The sequence below is a fragment of the Shewanella sp. LZH-2 genome, from assembly GCF_016859145.1.
GTDB classification, from domain to species: Bacteria; Pseudomonadota; Gammaproteobacteria; order Enterobacterales; family Shewanellaceae; genus Shewanella; species Shewanella xiamenensis.
This window is the reverse complement of sequence record NZ_CP069350.1, coordinates 2,664,760-2,681,586: the sequence shown is the minus strand read 5'-3', so window position 1 is coordinate 2,681,586 and position 16,827 is coordinate 2,664,760. Positions and strand designations below refer to the sequence as shown.

General features: G+C 45.6%; 14 protein-coding genes. 9 read left to right on the top strand and 5 right to left on the bottom strand.

The features are described from left to right. The first annotated feature begins 1,257 nt into the window (after positions 1-1,257). Positions 1,258-3,351 carry a TonB-dependent siderophore receptor gene (locus JM642_RS11895; RefSeq protein WP_203433803.1) on the top strand — a complete coding sequence of 698 codons (2,094 nt, stop codon included), beginning with the start codon at positions 1,258-1,260 and terminating at the stop codon, positions 3,349-3,351. A 264-nt stretch (positions 3,352-3,615) separates the two neighbouring features. On the opposite strand, the gene ggt is transcribed toward JM642_RS11895, so the two are convergent. After that, a complete protein-coding gene (gene ggt / locus JM642_RS11890) occupies positions 3,616-5,355 on the bottom strand; it encodes a gamma-glutamyltransferase (RefSeq protein WP_172587252.1) in 1,740 nt (579 codons plus the stop codon). Positions 5,356-5,464: 109 nt separating this feature from the next. Here ggt and JM642_RS11885 point away from each other — a divergent pair, with 109 nt between their 5' ends. Further along, positions 5,465-6,739: a GNAT family N-acetyltransferase gene (locus tag JM642_RS11885; protein ID WP_203431860.1), complete on the top strand. Its 1,275-nt coding sequence runs from the start codon at positions 5,465-5,467 to the stop codon at positions 6,737-6,739. A 108-nt stretch (positions 6,740-6,847) separates the two neighbouring features. On the opposite strand, the gene JM642_RS11880 is transcribed toward JM642_RS11885, so the two are convergent. Together JM642_RS11880 and JM642_RS11875 are read right to left on the bottom strand one after the other, a co-directional pair. Next, entirely contained in the window at positions 6,848-7,471 is a 624-nt protein-coding gene (locus JM642_RS11880) for a LysE family translocator (protein WP_203431859.1), read from the bottom strand. 367 nt (positions 7,472-7,838) lie between these two features. Next, complete coding sequence (locus tag JM642_RS11875) at positions 7,839-8,267, bottom strand: hypothetical protein (protein WP_203431858.1); 429 nt, start codon at positions 8,265-8,267, stop codon at positions 7,839-7,841. A gap of 342 nt (positions 8,268-8,609) precedes the next feature. Between JM642_RS11875 and JM642_RS11870 the strand changes: the two genes are divergently transcribed. From JM642_RS11870 to JM642_RS11850, 5 genes are all read left to right on the top strand, one after another. Further along, on the top strand, positions 8,610-9,137 hold the full coding sequence (locus JM642_RS11870) for a YbhB/YbcL family Raf kinase inhibitor-like protein (protein WP_226770084.1): 528 nt from the start codon (positions 8,610-8,612) through the stop codon (positions 9,135-9,137). A 10-nt stretch (positions 9,138-9,147) separates the two neighbouring features. Then, positions 9,148-10,308: an L-dopachrome tautomerase-related protein gene (locus JM642_RS11865; protein WP_203431857.1), complete on the top strand. Its 1,161-nt coding sequence runs from the start codon at positions 9,148-9,150 to the stop codon at positions 10,306-10,308. A gap of 24 nt (positions 10,309-10,332) precedes the next feature. After that, positions 10,333-10,794, top strand: coding sequence for a VOC family protein (locus tag JM642_RS11860; RefSeq protein ID WP_203431856.1), 462 nt, complete (start codon positions 10,333-10,335; stop codon positions 10,792-10,794). An 87-nt stretch (positions 10,795-10,881) separates the two neighbouring features. Beyond that, positions 10,882-11,793, top strand: coding sequence for a glycine betaine ABC transporter substrate-binding protein (locus tag JM642_RS11855; RefSeq protein WP_203431855.1), 912 nt, complete (start codon positions 10,882-10,884; stop codon positions 11,791-11,793). Further along, positions 11,790-12,284 carry an Atu1372/SO_1960 family protein gene (locus JM642_RS11850; RefSeq protein WP_037417633.1) on the top strand — a complete coding sequence of 165 codons (495 nt, stop codon included), beginning with the start codon at positions 11,790-11,792 and terminating at the stop codon, positions 12,282-12,284. Before JM642_RS11855 ends, JM642_RS11850 begins: the two co-directional genes overlap by 4 nt. 94 nt (positions 12,285-12,378) lie before the next feature. Here the strand turns inward: JM642_RS11850 and hppD are convergent, their stop codons facing one another. Both hppD and JM642_RS11840 read right to left on the bottom strand, forming a co-directional pair. Continuing rightward, the gene (gene hppD / locus JM642_RS11845; protein ID WP_055647554.1) at positions 12,379-13,419 is read right to left on the bottom strand and encodes a 4-hydroxyphenylpyruvate dioxygenase; all 1,041 of its coding nucleotides are present in this window, start codon (positions 13,417-13,419) and stop codon (positions 12,379-12,381) included. Between the two features lie 115 nt (positions 13,420-13,534). Then, positions 13,535-14,695 carry a homogentisate 1,2-dioxygenase gene (locus JM642_RS11840; RefSeq protein WP_203431854.1) on the bottom strand — a complete coding sequence of 387 codons (1,161 nt, stop codon included), beginning with the start codon at positions 14,693-14,695 and terminating at the stop codon, positions 13,535-13,537. A 216-nt stretch (positions 14,696-14,911) separates the two neighbouring features. On the opposite strand from JM642_RS11840, the gene JM642_RS11835 reads away from it, so the two are divergent. Next, positions 14,912-15,826 carry a LysR family transcriptional regulator gene (locus JM642_RS11835; protein WP_037417642.1) on the top strand — a complete coding sequence of 305 codons (915 nt, stop codon included), beginning with the start codon at positions 14,912-14,914 and terminating at the stop codon, positions 15,824-15,826. A 148-nt stretch (positions 15,827-15,974) separates the two neighbouring features. After that, positions 15,975-16,769 (top strand): TIGR00266 family protein, encoded by a 795-nt coding sequence (locus JM642_RS11830; protein WP_144346315.1) that lies wholly within the window; start codon positions 15,975-15,977, stop codon positions 16,767-16,769. Positions 16,770-16,827: the final 58 nt, after the last annotated feature.

Sequence of the window (16,827 nt, the reverse complement as noted above, 5' to 3'; positions counted from 1 at the left end):
TTTTCTCTGGAGTCAGGTAGCCAGCCCATGCTCAGTCTGTTTGCTGATTTCCTGCGCCTTCTCATGCTCTGCCTTCTGTTCGGCAAGGTATTTACTGGCCGGGGAGATAGAGTGGACATTCAAAATAGAGTTGTATATTCGCCCCAATCTATAGAGGGCTCTTTCTTGCCTGAAACTAGGCAATTTTGCCAGCGCTCAGGGCAGTCGTGACAGGTAGAAGTGGGCAGTCTTTAACAGCAATGTGCGCAACTTGGTGCAGCGCCACCATTAATTGGTACTGGCACAATTGATCGCTTCTGCTGTCTATGAGTGATCGCTTCTACTGTTTTGAGCTGCTCAGTCTGCTGTGAGTTTTGACCAAATGAGTTTTTGGAGATCATTCGCTTAAGTTCATGCAACGAAAATGGATGACTTGTTTATCGGGTTTAATACTAACGTTCAATAATCGCCTTACAAATATTAATCCAAAACCAATTAATTAGAGTAAAAAATCTAACGCGCTTTTATCCCAAAGGGAATCAGTTTCTTCTTTAAGATTAACATCCGAAATGACAGTTGAAACCAACACAAATTCAACTGTCTCTTGAAGAGTTCTTCTGGCGAAACAACTCATTGCGATAATATTTTCGCTCTAAATTAACTGTTGGAATAAATCCTGATCAGTTAACTGTATTAACTAGAGCTTGTGACTATTCCAGGGGGATGCTCGGGGTTGTAATATCAGCTTTTAGCACTAAGACAATCAAGAAAATAACGCCTAATAACGGGAATAATCCCAGTATCGCGCCTAGCATCCCTGTGAGCTTAGGATTTGTCGTTTTTTTGCGACCGAGTGAATAACTCAATATGCCGAAAAACATCATGCTAGCGAAGAGCAACAGCAAAATCAGCAAGAACATTGACACAATAAATTCCTTTTTAATTCATATGTTAGAGCTGGATAATATAGAGTGAGTTAATGCTAAGTCAATCTTATTCATAAGGATTGAACGCATGGCGGTAAGCAATAGGTGAGTTTCATCTATTGCTGAGTGAATCCTAAAGGCCCGAAAACAGAGGGTATCGAATAAGATCTAGATGGCGATCTAGCTAGCCATGCAACATAAACCAACATTGAGGCCCGCCTTGAGCATGTGATGCCCCCAACATTTTTACAAATTTTGAGTGTAAATGTAATGAGAATTGTTATCATTTTGTGTATTGATAATTATTTTCAATTAAAATGCATCTCTCAAACAACAATGATGGGGAATCATGATGCAAAAAACGCTGTTAGCTACACTCATTGCGAGTTTTTTATTCGCACCAAGCACCTACGCAAGTGAAGACAAGTCCGCGACTAATATTGAGGTCATCAGTATCAAGGGAAGTCGTTTAGATAAGGCCGCAACGGCAACCGGGTTACCTTTAACTCTGCGGGAAACGCCACAATCCGTTACCATTATCGATCAAGAGTTTATTCAAAGTTTCTCACTTAATAGTGTTGCGGACTTAATGTTTTTAACCCCTGGCATTTATGCTCAAAAAGCTGAAACCAACCGCTATTTCTTTAGCTCTCGCGGTAATCCGATTACTAATTTCCAGTTTGATGGTGTGCCCGTTAACTATTCGAGTTTCTTTAATGACGCCTCAACTGACACTATATTATTTGACCGCGTCGAAGTGGTCCGCGGAGCAACGGGACTCTTAACAGGAGCGGGTGAACCATCGGCGGCAATTAACCTTATCCGCAAACGTCCTAAAGCGACACCTGGCGGCTATGTCAGCGCAAAAGTCGGTTCATGGGATAGCTACCGCGTTGAAGGCGATGCCTCTGTTGATGTGACGGATAGTGGTGCTGTGCAGGCTCGTTTTGCCGCTGCCTATGAGAAATCAGATAGTTATATTGATCTTGCCAAAGATGAAAACCTCCAAGTTTATGGCGTGATCACGGCAAAACTCAGTGACAGTACCTTATTTACCCTAGGTGCTGATTACAGTGACCGTGACCCAAAAGGCTCAACTTGGGGTGGTCTTCCTCTATTTTATGCTGATGGCAGTTTGGCCAATGATCTACCTCGATCGACCACAACCGCAGCCTCTTGGTCGAGTTGGCAACGTAATGGCGCGAATGTCTTTGCCACGCTTGAACATGATTTTGATAATAATTGGGACCTTAAATTTGACGTCGAACATCGTGAAGATGAGATGGACGGACACTTGCTTTATCTTTATGGCGCGCCGGATAAAACGACAGGGTTAGGAATGGGGGCATCGGCGATGATCTATCAATCGACCCGTAAACAAGATGCAGCACGACTATTTGCCTCAGGGCCATTTGAGCTCTTTGGCCGCGAGCATAAATTGACTGCGGGTTTATTGTATTCTAAGCAAGACACAACCGCAGATTCCTATTACCCATTGAATAGCATAAGTATTGGTAACTTCTTTGAATGGAATGGCTCAGTTGCCGAACCTAATTATCCGTCGACGCCAATCTATCAAGAAGGTGAGGAAATTCAAAAAGGGGCCTATCTCGCGACCCAAATTAATTTACATGATCAATGGATGTTGTTACTGGGTGGCCGCATTAGCCAATATAAGTTTGAATCAAACGCGGCGGCTGACTACAACAATAGCGATGTTTTTACGCCCTACGCGGGCCTTATATACAACCTGAACGATAGCATCTCGATTTACACCAGTTATACCGAAATTTTCCAGCCACAGGATGCAAAAGACGCGAACAATAAGCGCTTAGATCCCATGACCGGAAATAATATAGAACTAGGTGCGAAAGGCGATTTCTTCGATGAGAAACTGACCGCCAGTATTGCCGTATTTAAAGTGCAAAAGGAAAATGTGGCAGAACGTGACCCAAATTATCCCACACCTCTACCAGATGGTAGCTATCCAATGCGTGGAGTGGACGGAACCAGTAACCAAGGTTATGAAGTTGAGTTGAACGGTAGACCAGTAGAAGATTGGGATCTGTTTTTCAGCTATACCCATAGTACATCTGAAGATCAAGACGGGGCAGCCTTTAGCACTCATTTACCGAAGGATCTGATTCGTTTATCCTCGCTTTATCACTTTGATGGTGCACTCGCGGATCTGACAGTCGGTGGTAACTTAAGCTGGCAGAGTAGAATTTACAAAGATGACGCAGGTCCCAATGGCGAGCGTTCCGAGCAAGATAGCTATTATCTAGTCAATCTGATGACAAGCTATCAACTGACAGACGATGCTAAAGTTCAACTAAATATCATTAACTTATTTGATAAAAAATATTACTCCAGCATTGATTTTTACAACCAAGGTTTCTTCGGTGAACCACGGAATATTGAGTTAAACCTAAGCTATAACTTTTAAATAATCATTCCTGTAAGTTAGAGCTGTAAATGCCGTGTCTATTACGACACGGCATTCACATCACTAAGTGATAGGAGATTAGCGAAAGTAAAGCCTGACATTTGCTAGTAATAATCTGCTTTTGTCGTTTGCTTGACTCTTGCTGAGAGTCATTATCGCGGCTTAGCTTGAATGCTCAATATCCAGCAGCTTTGCGCTTAGCCTTATCGCTCCAATCCATGGCTTCCTTGCCTTTTTACATATCACTTGTATGCCAATCAGCGATTAGTAACCGACGGCTTCGCTACCTGAATGACGGGGATCGGTGGCGCCAAATATCCCTTGGTCTGTCACCATAATGGATTGAGTGCTACCCATGGCCGATTGCACACTCACCTTATGGCCTTTGGCTTCGAGTAATGAAATGGTATCGCGGTTCAGGCTGGTCTCGACCCGCAGTTCATCGGGGAGCCATTGGTGATGTACCCGCGCAGCATTGCTGGCTTCGGCAATGTTTAAGCCGTGGTCAATTACGTTCATAATGATTTGCAGCGTGGTGGTAATGATGCGTGAACCGCCTGGGCTGCCCGTTACTAAGAAGGGTTTGCCGTCTTTCATCACTATGGTGGGGCTCATTGAACTTAATGGACGCTTGTTACCTTCTACCGCGTTGGCATCGCCACCGACTAAGCCATAACCGTTAGGGGTGCCTGGTTTTGCGGAAAAATCATCCATTTCGTTATTGAGCAAAATCCCCGTGCCTTTGGCGACTAAGCCCGAGCCGTAGCTGAAGTTTAAGGTGTAAGTGTTGGACACCGCATTGCCCCATTTATCGACCACCGAGAAGTGCGTGGTTTGGTCACTCTCATAGGGCGCTAGGTTACCGGGTTTGATTTCTTCGCTTGGCGTTGTTTTGTTCAGGGCAATTTGGCTGGCAATTTTTTGGGCGTAGTCCTTATCCGTTAGTTGCTTGACGGGCACTTTATAAAAATCGGGATCGCCTAAGTATTCGCTGCGATCGGCGTAGGCATGCTTCATGGTTTCAGCCATCACATGGATAGTTTGCGCCGTATTGTGACCGAATTTATCGATAGGGAATTGCTGCAACACATTAAGCATTTCAATAATATGCACACCACCTGAAGATGGCGGTGGCATCGAAACCACCTCATATCCTCGGTATTGGCCACGCACTGGTTCGCGCTCAACCGCCTTGTAGTGTTTTAGATCTTCTAAGGTCATGATACCGCCAGCTTCTTGCACGGCCTTAACCAGCTTTTCTGCGGTTTCACCTTCGTAGAACCCTTTGATGCCTTTCTCGGCGATGAGTTGCAGGGAGTGGGCGAGTTCTGGCTGCTTTAAAATATCATCCACTTGGAAGTCGCTACCGTCGGCCTTATAGAAGATGGCTGCTGTGCTTGGCCATTGACTCATGCGGCGCTTTAAGCCTGCAAGGGATACCGCCAAATCTGGGCTAACGCTAATCCCTTCTTGTGCCATTTTGATGGCGGGTGCGGTGACCTGTGCCATGGTCATAGTGCCATATTTTTCAAGGGCTAAACTCATGCCCATTACGGTGCCAGGTACACCGACAGCAAGGCCATGTTCACGGCTTAATTTAGTCACCGCATCGCCATTCTCATCGAGGAAAATGTCTTTTTTTGCCTTTGATGGCGCCATTTCCCGATAATCGATAGCGATAGTTTTATTTTCTTTGGCCAGATGAACGAGCATAAAGCCACCGCCGCCAATATTGCCTGCACGGGGTAAGGTAACCGCTAAACTGAATGCCACCGCCACCGCAGCATCGACGGCATTACCGCCTTGTTTCAAGATTTCAACCCCTGTGCGACTGGCCAAGGTTTCTTGGCTGGCGACCATGCCATGTTTTGCCCATACGGGTTGTGCCGTGGCCATTTGGCTGAAAATCGAAGGCTCTTCAGCATGGAGAGTGGGCGAAGACAATAAAGGCAGTGCCATGGCGATGGCGAGAATTAGAGGTCTAAAAGGTACTGCGCGGCGCATATTCAATCCTGAATTTATTTTCATTATGACTATGCAATGTGCCGAGAATTAGGCTTAATTGCAACCTTGGATCTTGGCTTAGTGTGTTTAACGGATAAGAATTCAACTCATGAGACAACTCATTTTCGCTTTTGCCAGCGCGGCGCAGAGTATCGCTGCCGATAATTGGGATAGCTTGATGGGGAGGGATAATCCCTTTGTCCGACATGCCTATTTACTGAGCTTAGAGGAGAGTTTGTCTGCCTGCGCCGCCACGGGGTGGCGTCCACATCATCTGTGTGTTTTCGACGCCACCGGCAGTGAGTTTGCACAAGAATTAGCGCCTGATACTGTAATCATTAGTCCAAAAGATGCCGCAGATTTTATGGCTTTACCGCTGCTGGCATTGATGCCGCTTTATCAAAAATCCCACTCCTATGGCGAATATGTGTTTGATTGGGCGTGGGCGCAGGCCTATGAGCGTCATGGCCTTGAATATTATCCTAAATTATTAAATGCCATCCCGTTTACCCCAGTGCAGGGGCGGCGGATGGGGCTGTCGCCTACGCTTTCAACCGCGGAAATCAAGCTGCTAAGTCTCGTCGTATTGTCTTGTTTAAATGGGCAATTAGCGAATGCGAATGCGGATACGCCTATGTCCTCTTGGCATAGTTTATTTGTCTCGTCTTCGCAGCAAGCACTATTTACTGAGGCATCGAATCACACCGCCCTTCGGCGTCTAAGCACTCAGTTTCATTGGCATAACCGTGGCTATGCAGATTTTGCAGCCTTTTTAGCGGCGCTCACCTCCCGTAAGCGCAAAAATATCCTTAAGGAGCGCGCCCAATTACAGCCCTATGGTTTGCAATATGAGTTTGTTGCGGGAGCGGAGATTAGCAGTCAGCAATGGCAGCATTTTATTGAATGTTATCAACTAACCTACCTTAAACGATCCGGCCATCGCGGCTACTTAACCCCGACATTTTTTAACATGATCGCCGAGCGTTTGGCCGAGCAGATTGTGCTGTTGGTGGTGAGTGATGCCAAAGGGCAGATGGTTGCGGTCGCGCTGTATTTTACGGGCCGCAACGAGCAAGGGCAGACGTGCCTGTTTGGCCGTTACTGGGGCAGTATTGTCGAGCTTGAGGGATTGCACTTTGAGGCCTGTTATTATCAGGGCATCGAATATTGCATCGCCCATGGCATTGATCTATTTGATGCAGGCGCGCAGGGCGAACATAAAGTACTGCGTGGGTTCGAGCCTGTGGCGCTCTATTCCTACCACAATATTGCCCATCCTGAATTTAAGCGGGCGATTGCGCATTTTACCGAGGAGGAAGCTGCGCAAATGGAAGTGTATATGCAGCAGATGCGTGAGGTATTGCCCTATAAAAAGGGCCAATAGCCACCATAAACCTAAAGCGTCGTGTCAACAAATCCGTTGGCGCGACGCGAATGATGCTATACAAAAAGTGATGTGCTAAGCACATATGACTCAAGACGGCATGTTTGATTAGCTCATCGCTAACCAGATCCCAACACCAATCATTAGGCTGCCGGCGATACGATTTAGCCAACGAATGTTATCGCCGCGACTTAAAAAGATCCGCAAACTTTTGCCACCACTAGCGTAGGCCAACATAGAAGTAAACTCTGTCACCATTATAATACTCAGTAGAGCAAGGAGCTGCGGCGCGACTTCCCGTTCTGCATTAATAAAGGGCGGTAGGAGTGACACCATAAACGCCCAACCCTTAGGGTTGGCAATGGCGGTAATAAAACCCTGTGAAATTAAGGTAAAGTTACTGGCTCTTGGATTAGTGTCATCATCTCTGAGCATCGCCATCTTGCCTCGAGCACGCCACATCTGCACACCGATATAGCCTAAGTAAATGCCGCCAACCAATTTAAACACCTGAAAAACCTCAGGATAATTAAGCATGATGCTAGCTACGCCCATGACTGCCGCTGTAGCGACCAAGGCAACTCCCACAAGCTCGCCGAGCATCATCCACAGGGTGCGGCGCACACCAATGCTCATCCCGAGTGTCATGGCGAGTGTCATACACATACCCGGGGTGATAGAAACAAAAAAGAACGTCGGAATAAAAACAGCGAGTAAGGCAAAGTCTGGCATGGTCTAAGCGGTCTATATGAAATTAACTGGAACGCTAGTGTAATGAAAATGCTTAAGTTAGCCAACGTAGACAGGATGATGTTTCTTTTTCTATGGCTGAATGGGGTTACTTACCGCTAACTCTCTGTTTCGAATGAGGGAGGAGTAAGCCATCAGGATGATTACCAAGAGCTAGTAGTCCAATTTACGAAAAGAACGGTTATGGCTTGTTTAAATAGGATTTCCTGTAAACAAGTCTCTTGTAATCGTATCGTTTAAAGATGAGCAGGCTATGCTCGCGTTTTTACATGTGATTAACCGTGAACCCAATTAGGCTGATATTGATATAAGACTTTTAAAACAGTGCTTTTAAAATAATCAATTATGTTTAAATGAGCAATTGTGTAACTTCAGGTTCGCATTCTGTATCAATTAAATATACGCATTCTTGGCTAACAATATAATAACTGTATAACTGAGTGTAAATGTGTTTGCCTAGCTCACCATAACAATCAAGCCGGGTATTTTTTACCGACTTCCATATCGGCCATGGCAACCTAAAATATTCACTGCTTTTTGCGCTGATGTTTAGGTCTTCATCTAACGGAAAGGTAATATTACGATTACCAACATGACTCAAATAAGTCTGATAGCTTGATTCATCAACTACCTGTAATCCCGCAATGGTATCGAAATGGATTGTCATGGTCACAGAGTCTTGCTGCCAACTAAGTGTTAATGAAAGATTATCTAGTTGGCAATGTACTAATGGATAGGGCTTTAGCGGAGTCTTAAGTGGAAACCAAGGCTGATACATGGATTTTTCCTCATTTTTTGAATAGAAAGCAGCCTAAGCATTAAAGGTCATATTAAGTGTCATTGCAGTTTTATGGCAGCGAGATACGGTAAATTATGTTGATGTGATTTAGTGATTAAAATGCAACATAACTTATTCAATTAAAAAATACCTTAAGAGATTATCTAATAATTTTTGAAACTAATATCAATGAAGCGTGACTTATCAAACTAAGAACTCAGGTTATGCTTGTTCACAATTCTATTTCTATAGTGAGTGAATACGATGATACAAGGATTTTCTACTGCTTATTTGTTTCAATTGTCTCTTATAACCAGTGCTATGTTATTAAGTCCGGCAAGCATGAGTGCGCAAGATAAACCCATTAAAACGACTTCATTAGATAGCGCTACAACGTTTAGCTTGCAGAGTAATTTAACACCTAATGCCTCTATTCCGGCCGATTATTATTGGAATCAATTTGGTTGTTCGGGTGCCAATCTGGCTCCAAAGTTAACCTGGGAACACGCCCCAAAAGGTACTCAAAGTTTTGCGGTCACTTTTTATGATAAAGATGCCCCCACTGGTAGTGGTTTCTGGCATCGAGTGGTTTACAACATTCCATCACAAATCAATCAATTGGAAGGTGGGGTAAATGGAGGAACATTACCCGCTGAGGCGATTGAGGCCAATACGGATTTAGGTAAGCCAGGATTTTTTGGCCCTTGCCCACCTAAGGGACGTGAACACCGATATGTATGGACAGTGCATGCCTTGGATGTTGCGAAGTTACCGATTGACGCCAATGCTAGTCCCGCCTTAGTGGGTTTTTATCTATGGCAACATCGCCTAGCTGAAGCAAACTTGACTGTATTAGCGGGTTCAAAATAGGAGCTAGCTTATGAAATTTAATTCTTATCACCCCATTATTGCTTCGCTCGTCATGTTAACAAGCCAAGCATTTATCTCACCTAACCTGATGGCTCAGCAAGCGGCAATACCACAGGCGCAACCTGAGGTTTATGCCACGCTTGATGGTGCTGTTGGCGGCATTAGTTTTACCTCAACCGATAGGCTTATCTTTAGTTATCACCCTTTTTATCAACCTAAAGTTAAGGTTGGTGAATTGTTGGCAGATGGCAAAGTAAACCCATTTCCTAATTCAGATTGGCAACAATGTCATGATCCTCAAGGAAAACCGAAAGATCCTAATACTTGTTTAAATTGGGTTTTAGGTTTGCGAACCGACGATCGGGACCGAGTATGGTTGCTCGATTCTGGCCAAGCTGAACCCCGAATTGAGCCTAAGTTGGTGGCATGGGATACCCGTAAAAATCAATTAGACCGGATTATTCCGTTGCCATTCCCTGTGTCTATTCCTGAATCGCAGCACAATGACTTTGTTATTTCAAACCGTCATCAAGCGATTGTGATTGCTGATGAAGGTATTGCAACGGGTCCTGTTGGTGATAAGGCTGCCTTAGTTGTCGTGGATTTAACCACGGGTAAGAGTCGGCGTGTATTACAGGGGGATACTAGCGTGATGCCTGATCTGAAGCGACCGCTGATTATTGATAGTACCAGTGCCAATCCAAAGCGTATTGACGTGTTTGTTGGCGCCGATGGTATTGCCTTAGACAATGCCCAACATTGGCTTTATTTTGCGCCGATGAATAAGGACAAAGTCTATCGTGTCGCGATGGCAGATCTACTTAACCCGGATCTCAGCCCGAAGGCGCTATCCGCCAAGGTTGAAGAATACGCGGATAAGCCAAATAACGGCGGGTTAAGCATTGATTCAGCAGATAATCTTTATCTAACCGATGTGGGTGAGCGCGCTATCGGCATTATCCCTGCCACGGGTCGCCAATATCAAACCTATGTGCATGACGATCGCATGGTATGGCCTGATGGTGTGAGCTTTGGCAAAGAGGGCTACCTGTATACTGGCGCTGCCCAACTGCCGCTGTCCGCTGCATTAAACAATGGCAAAGCAGAAAATCGTCCACCTTATTATATCTTCCGCTTTAAGCCATTAGCTGCCGGTGTTCCGGGTAACTAACGCTTAAAACCAGGAGTAAATCACATGAATATTGTTGGATTAGACCACTTTACGATCCGTACCCCGATATTGGCTGAAACGGTTCAGTTTTATCAAGTCATCCTTGGGTTAACGCAAGGTTGGCGGCCACGGTTTGGTTTTCCTGGTCATTGGCTTTATGCGCAAGAGAAACCTATTTTGCATTTAGTGGAAGTTGGGAGTCGAGCGTTAGATGCTTATTTGGGCGAGAGCAGTGCACTGTTTGGTTCGGGTCGGCTTGATCACCTTTCTTTTCGGGGGACGAATTTGGCCCAAATGCAGCAGCATCTATGCCGACAACAATGCCCATTTAGGGAGCGAATTGTCCCAGAGATTGGAGAGCATCAATTATTTATTGAAGATCCCAATGGCATTACGGTGGAAATGATTTTTCCCTATGCAAGAGATAACGCCATCGTGGGTGTCGCGATGGAAAGACTGGCAATTTTGCCTGAGGGATCAGCCTAAATGTCGCAAGTCGATCTCGCACGATAGCACAATTGATAACCGTGGGGTGTTGCCTCATCTAGCTTGTTTTCCCTTGGAGCGATAGTAATGAACTTAATCGATGATCTTCAACAAAAACAATTATGTAATGACCAACATGCCCATCATCACACAATGCCAATTCGTTTAGGTGTAACGGATTTAAGCTTTCATCGGGTAACGGCGGCAGTTGTTGCCCAAGTAATGCGACGGATGGGCAAACAAGTTGAGCTAAGTTATGCCCTGCATGAGGCCAATTTTAATCGGCTCAAGCTTGGGCAGATAGATTTGCTTTGCTCGGCTTGGTTACCTCACAGTCATGGCGTGTATCGGCAGGAGGTTGAGACTCAAGCCGCAACGCGTGAATTAGGGCTACATTATGAGCCTTACGCACTTTGGGGTGTACCAGATTATGTGCCTGAAGATGCAGTTTCACGCATCGAAGACTTGCTTAAACCTGAGGTAAAACAACGGATGCGGCCGATTATTCAAGGTATTGGTGAAGGTGCAGGTATCACCCGTTTTTCTAAAAATATCATGGCGCAATATGGATTAGCTGCGGCAGGTTATCAGTTTAGAACGGGTACTCAGGCCGATTGTGTGGCGGCATTTGAATCGGCAGTGTCAGTACGGGACTGGGTCATTGTGCCATTGTGGCATCCGCAATTTTTACACCATCAATATGGTATTCGTGATCTTCAGGACTCAAAAGGGTTACTCGGGGGAAAAGATAAAGCGGTTTTGCTCGCCCGTGAACGCGAGTTAGCGATTAATTTCTCGCCTACACAAATTCAAGTGCTTGATAGCATAGTGTTATCGAATCAAATTGTTGCAGAACTCGATTATGCTGTTAATCGACAAGGAATGACGGAAGATGAGGCCGCTGCGAACTGGCTGGAAGCCAATCCTTCGCATTTGACGACGTGGTTAGCTCCGCTGCTTAATCCTTCGAATGTCACATCTCAGGAGGTGACATTATGATGAACACTCCCGAATCACGGTTAGTGGCTGCTGGGCTTGAATTACCTGAAGTTGCAGCGGCGCTTGGAAATTACGAACCTTATTCAATTGTTGGTAGCCAATTAATGACTTCGGGTCAGTTTCCCTATTTACAGGGGAAGCTTAAGTATCAAGGACAATTGGGCGCAGATCATACTGTTGCTGAAGGTTACGCGGCCTGTCGTCTTGCTACCCTAAATGCCATCGCGCAATTGAAACAGGCTTGTGGTGAGCTGTCGCGAATAAAACAAATTTACCGCTTAGAAGGGGTGCTAAATGTTCATCAATCTTGCTTTGAACATCCTAAAGCACTCGATGGCGCTTCGGATTTATTGCTCGAGATTTTCGGCGATGCTGGGCGCCACAGCCGAATGATTTGGACTAACCCCGTCATGCCGTTAAACAGTTTATGTTTGGTCTATTTATTTGCCGAGTTACATGAGGATTCTCAACTCGCGCAGCAGACGGCATAAACCTAACCTATGTTTGCGGTTAAAAAGCTTAGCGATAAAAATGCCGCTCGCAGTAAAGCGAGCGGCATCATTCAATCTATCTCGCTCACTGTTGTTACAGTACGCCGCGGCGCATTTGATCGCGTTCAATCGATTGGAACAGGGCAGTAAAGTTACCTTCACCAAAACCTAAGTTGTTCTTACGTTGAATGATTTCGATAAAGATTGGGCCGAACAGGTTCTTAGTGAAGATCTGCAATAAATAGCCTGATTCGTCACCGTCCACCAGAATTTGGTGATGCTTGATACGTTCACGGTTTTCGGTCACTTGCGGGACTTTATCGAAAATGGTGTCGTAATATTCGGGAATAATATCCAAGCATTGAATCGAGCTACCTTCCATTGCATCCAGAGATTTAACGATATCGCGGCTTCTAAAGGCTAAGTGTTGTACACCTGGACCATTGTATTCCTTCAGGTATTCATCGATTTGGTTCTTATCGTTGCCTTTACCTTCGTTAATCGGAATACAGAAACTGCCATCGGGTGAACGCAGGGCGTAGGACACCAGTGCGGTTTGTACGCCGCTGATGTCGAAGTAACGTACTTCGGTAAAACCAAAGATGTTTTTGTAGAAGTTCGCCCAATGCTCCATTGTGCCTTTATAGACGTTATTGGTTAAGTGATCGACTTCGATAAAGCCTTTCTCTTGGGTGATGACTTGCTCGCTTAAGTCTTCAAAGTCAGTGGCATAGATATTGTTGTCGGCACCAAAGGTGTCGATAAAATAAATTAAGCTATCGCCAATACCATAAATCGCCGGATAGGGCAGATCTTTAGCCGAATCATCGGCCGCTTTGGCGCCGCGCTCCACCGCTACGCGGTGAGCAAAGCTGGCATCTTCCACACGCCAGCCCATAGAGCAAATAGCAGGACCGTGGGATTTGGCAAATTTTGCCGAAAACCCTTCGCGCTCCTTATTGAGCAGGAAGTTAATATCATTTTGTTTATAGTACAAAATATCTTTATTCTTGGCTTTTTTCAGCAATGAAAAACCAAAATCGATAAACACTTTGTGCATAAAATCGCTGTCGGGGCTGGCGAATTCGGTAAATTCGATACCTAATAAGCCCAGTGGATTGAGTTCGCTTGCCATGATCTGTTCCTCTTGATTAATTCAACACGCAGTCACTCTTTTTGCCTTGTTTGCGGTGGTGACTTACGGCTAGTTGCTTAGTTAATAAACCCTTCACTAGTTCTGCCGAGCAGATTTAGTTTTCTAGCCAGGAGCGGTTGTAGTCTTTACTCATGCAATTTTGCACATGTTCGGTTAGTTTCAGTGGGGCGAAGGTGTCCACCATCACTGCATATTCATAGGTTTCTTTTTTGCCAATCGAGGCTTCGGTGCGGCCGGGCTGCGGGCCGTGCGCTACGCCTTTTTGGTGTAGGGTAATGTAGCCAGCTTCAATCCCGGTGCGGCTCATAAAGTCGCCATCGACGTAGTACAGTACTTCGTCACTATCGATGTTGTTGTGGTAGTAAGGCGCGGGAATGGCGCGCTCATGGAAGTCATAGGGGCGCGGCACAAAGTTACACACCACAAAGTTATGGGCGGTAAACACTAAGTGATCTGACGGCGGCAAGTGAATTTTGCCAACTTTAGGCGCGTATTCTGTGATGTTAAATGCCCAGGGGTAAACACAGCCGTCCCAACCTACAAGGTCAAAGGGATGCCACTCTAAGGTGGTCAGTTGGTACTTATCACCAAATTTACATACCAGCGGGAAGGCGCCGCGCTCAACTAAGGCATCTTGCAATACGGGCGTGCGTAGATCGCGTTCACAGTAGGGTGCTGATTCAAGTAACTGGCCGTATTCATTACGGAAATGCTTAGGCACTTCCACCATTGAAAAGGCTTCAATCACGAATAAACGTACATTGTTGTAATCGTTAAATTTGAGCTGATGCGTAGTGCCGCGTGGGATCACTAAGTAGTCCCATTTTTTAATCTCTAGGGTGCCATATTCACTGTAGAGCGTGCCTTCACCTTCGTGTACAAACACTACTTCATCGGCGTAGGCATTACGGTAAAACTCCGGCGTGTCTTGGGTGACTTTTGCGGTGTAAAGTGCCACATCATTGTTATAAAAGATTTTGTTGCGGGCGCTAAAGAAGTTGCCTTCACGATCGGCTGTGCGCGAATCCAGTTTATAGTTTTGGACTAATGAATCTTCCCATTGGGCACCGTGACCGAGGTGGTAGGGCGCGACTTCCAATGCCTTCGTCGGCATATTGTGGTGATATTTATTCGAGTAAATATTGGAAAAACCATGGGTTGAAAACAGCTCCTCACGGTATAGCTCGCCGTTTTCCTTCTCAAATGCGATATGGCGCTTATGGGGTACTTGGCCTTGTTTCACATAAAATGGCATGGTGGATCCTTGAGTTTTATGCGCTGTGAGCTGTGCCTACAGCGCTTATTGTTATGTTGCAAGTTGCATTACTGTGATCTTCTTATCAATTTAGTTGCTTAGATGAACAAAAAAAAGAATAATAAATCTGTCATCTCAATCTAAAAAATAGATGGTATTAACTACTTTACGCTTCGTAGCGATTGCGTGACATTTTTATTCGGCTAAGGAGTCCCCATGCGCATCGATATTGATGCTTTTAATGTGCTGCAAGTGCTGGTGGAAGAGGGTAGTTTTGCTAAGGCTGCCGAGCGTTTGCATAAGGCGCAATCGGCGGTGAGCTATCAGGTTAAAAAGCTAGAGGAACATTTAGGTGTGCAGCTTTTTAGCCGTGACCAATACCGAGCAGAGTTGACAAGTGAAGGGCGGGTGATCTTGGCTGAAGGTCAAAGATTGCTGCAACACCTTGCCAATATTGAACATCTAGCCAGTCGTTTTAGTGAAGGTTGGGAGCCAAAACTTGAGTTAGTGATCGATGGCGCCTTGCCGATGGAGCCGATTATGACGGCGCTGAAACGAATGGCTGAGCATCAAATCCCGACAAAAATTCAGCTTAATATGGAGTTTTTGGGCGGTGTGCAGCATAGATTCGAACGTGATAATGCGGATCTGATGTTGGTTAAAGACTATCGCACCGGCCCCTATTATCACCCACAGCCGCTGCCAGCGATTACTAGCGTGCTGGTGACTAGCGCGTCACATCCGTTGGCGCAATTAAACAAAATCAGTTTATCCGAGTTACAGCAGCACGTTGAATTGACTATCGAAGATTCCTCTCCCAATAAAACTTATCGAGATGAGCTGCAATTCGGCGGCGATAAAGTGTTTTATCTTTCTGGTTTTATTATGAAAAAGAATGCGTTATTAAAAGGACTCGGCTTTGGCTGGCTGCCAGACTTTTTAGTGCAAGAGGAACTTTTGAGCGGTGAGTTGGTGGAGGTCGACTTTGTCGGTGGCAGTCGTTATACCTTTATCCCCCAATTAGTGTCGACGCTTGAGCGGCCCCTAGGGCGTGCGGGTAAGCTATTTACTGAGTTGATTTTAGAGGAATTTGCTAAAGCAGAGCAGTTTAACGGCGTTGGATTAGGATAAACCTCATATTACGAAATGATTTGAAACAACGAGAACAATAAAAGTAATCGCCTTTTGACATTTTATGTCATAAAGTGACTCACAGAAGTGGGCGATGTGGATGTAGTACGCCCAGTCAATAAGGACCGACAGAATAAAGGGGAATCGTATGTCTAGACGTTGTCATGAAGTGGATTATGAAATCATCGGCCACAGTATGCAGTTGGTTGAGGTAGAACTTGATCCCAACGAAACCGTAATAGCCGAAGCGGGGGCAATGAATTATCTGGAGCAGGACATTAGCTTCGAGGCTAAGATGGGCGATGGCTCCGAGCCAGAGTCAGGCTTTTTTGGCAAATTAATGGGAGCGGGTAAGCGGGCGTTGACCGGGGAGAGCATCTTTATGACGCACTTTACGAACCTCGGACATCAAAAACGCAAAGTCGCCTTTGCCGCGCCTTATCCTGGTACGATTTTGGCGATAGATCTCGCCCAATATGGTGGCGAGCTGGTTTGTCAGAAAGACAGTTTTCTTGCCGCCGCACTCGGAACTCGCGTTAGCATGAAGTTTAACCGCCGTTTAGGTACAGGCTTTTTTGGTGGTGAAGGGTTTATTTTGCAGAGTTTACAAGGCGATGGCATGGCGTTTATCCATGCGGGTGGCACGCTGATTAAAAAGGAACTAAAAGGTGAGACCTTAAGGGTCGATACCGGTTGTCTCGTCGGTTTTACCCCAGGCATTGACTATGATATTGAGCGTGCAGGCTCATTAAAATCGATGTTTTTTGGTGGCGAGGGGTTATTTTTAGCCACCTTAAAGGGCCATGGCACGGTATGGTTGCAGAGTCTGCCGTTCTCGCGTATGGCCGATCGCATTATTGCTCACGCCCCTTCCGCTGGTGGTAGCGACCGCGGTGAAGGTTCAGTCCTCGGCGGTCTTGGTCGTATGATTGATGGCCGTTAAGATATCGGTCAAATCGACATAAACTGCACACTCGAGTAATCGCGCTTTCTATTGGTCA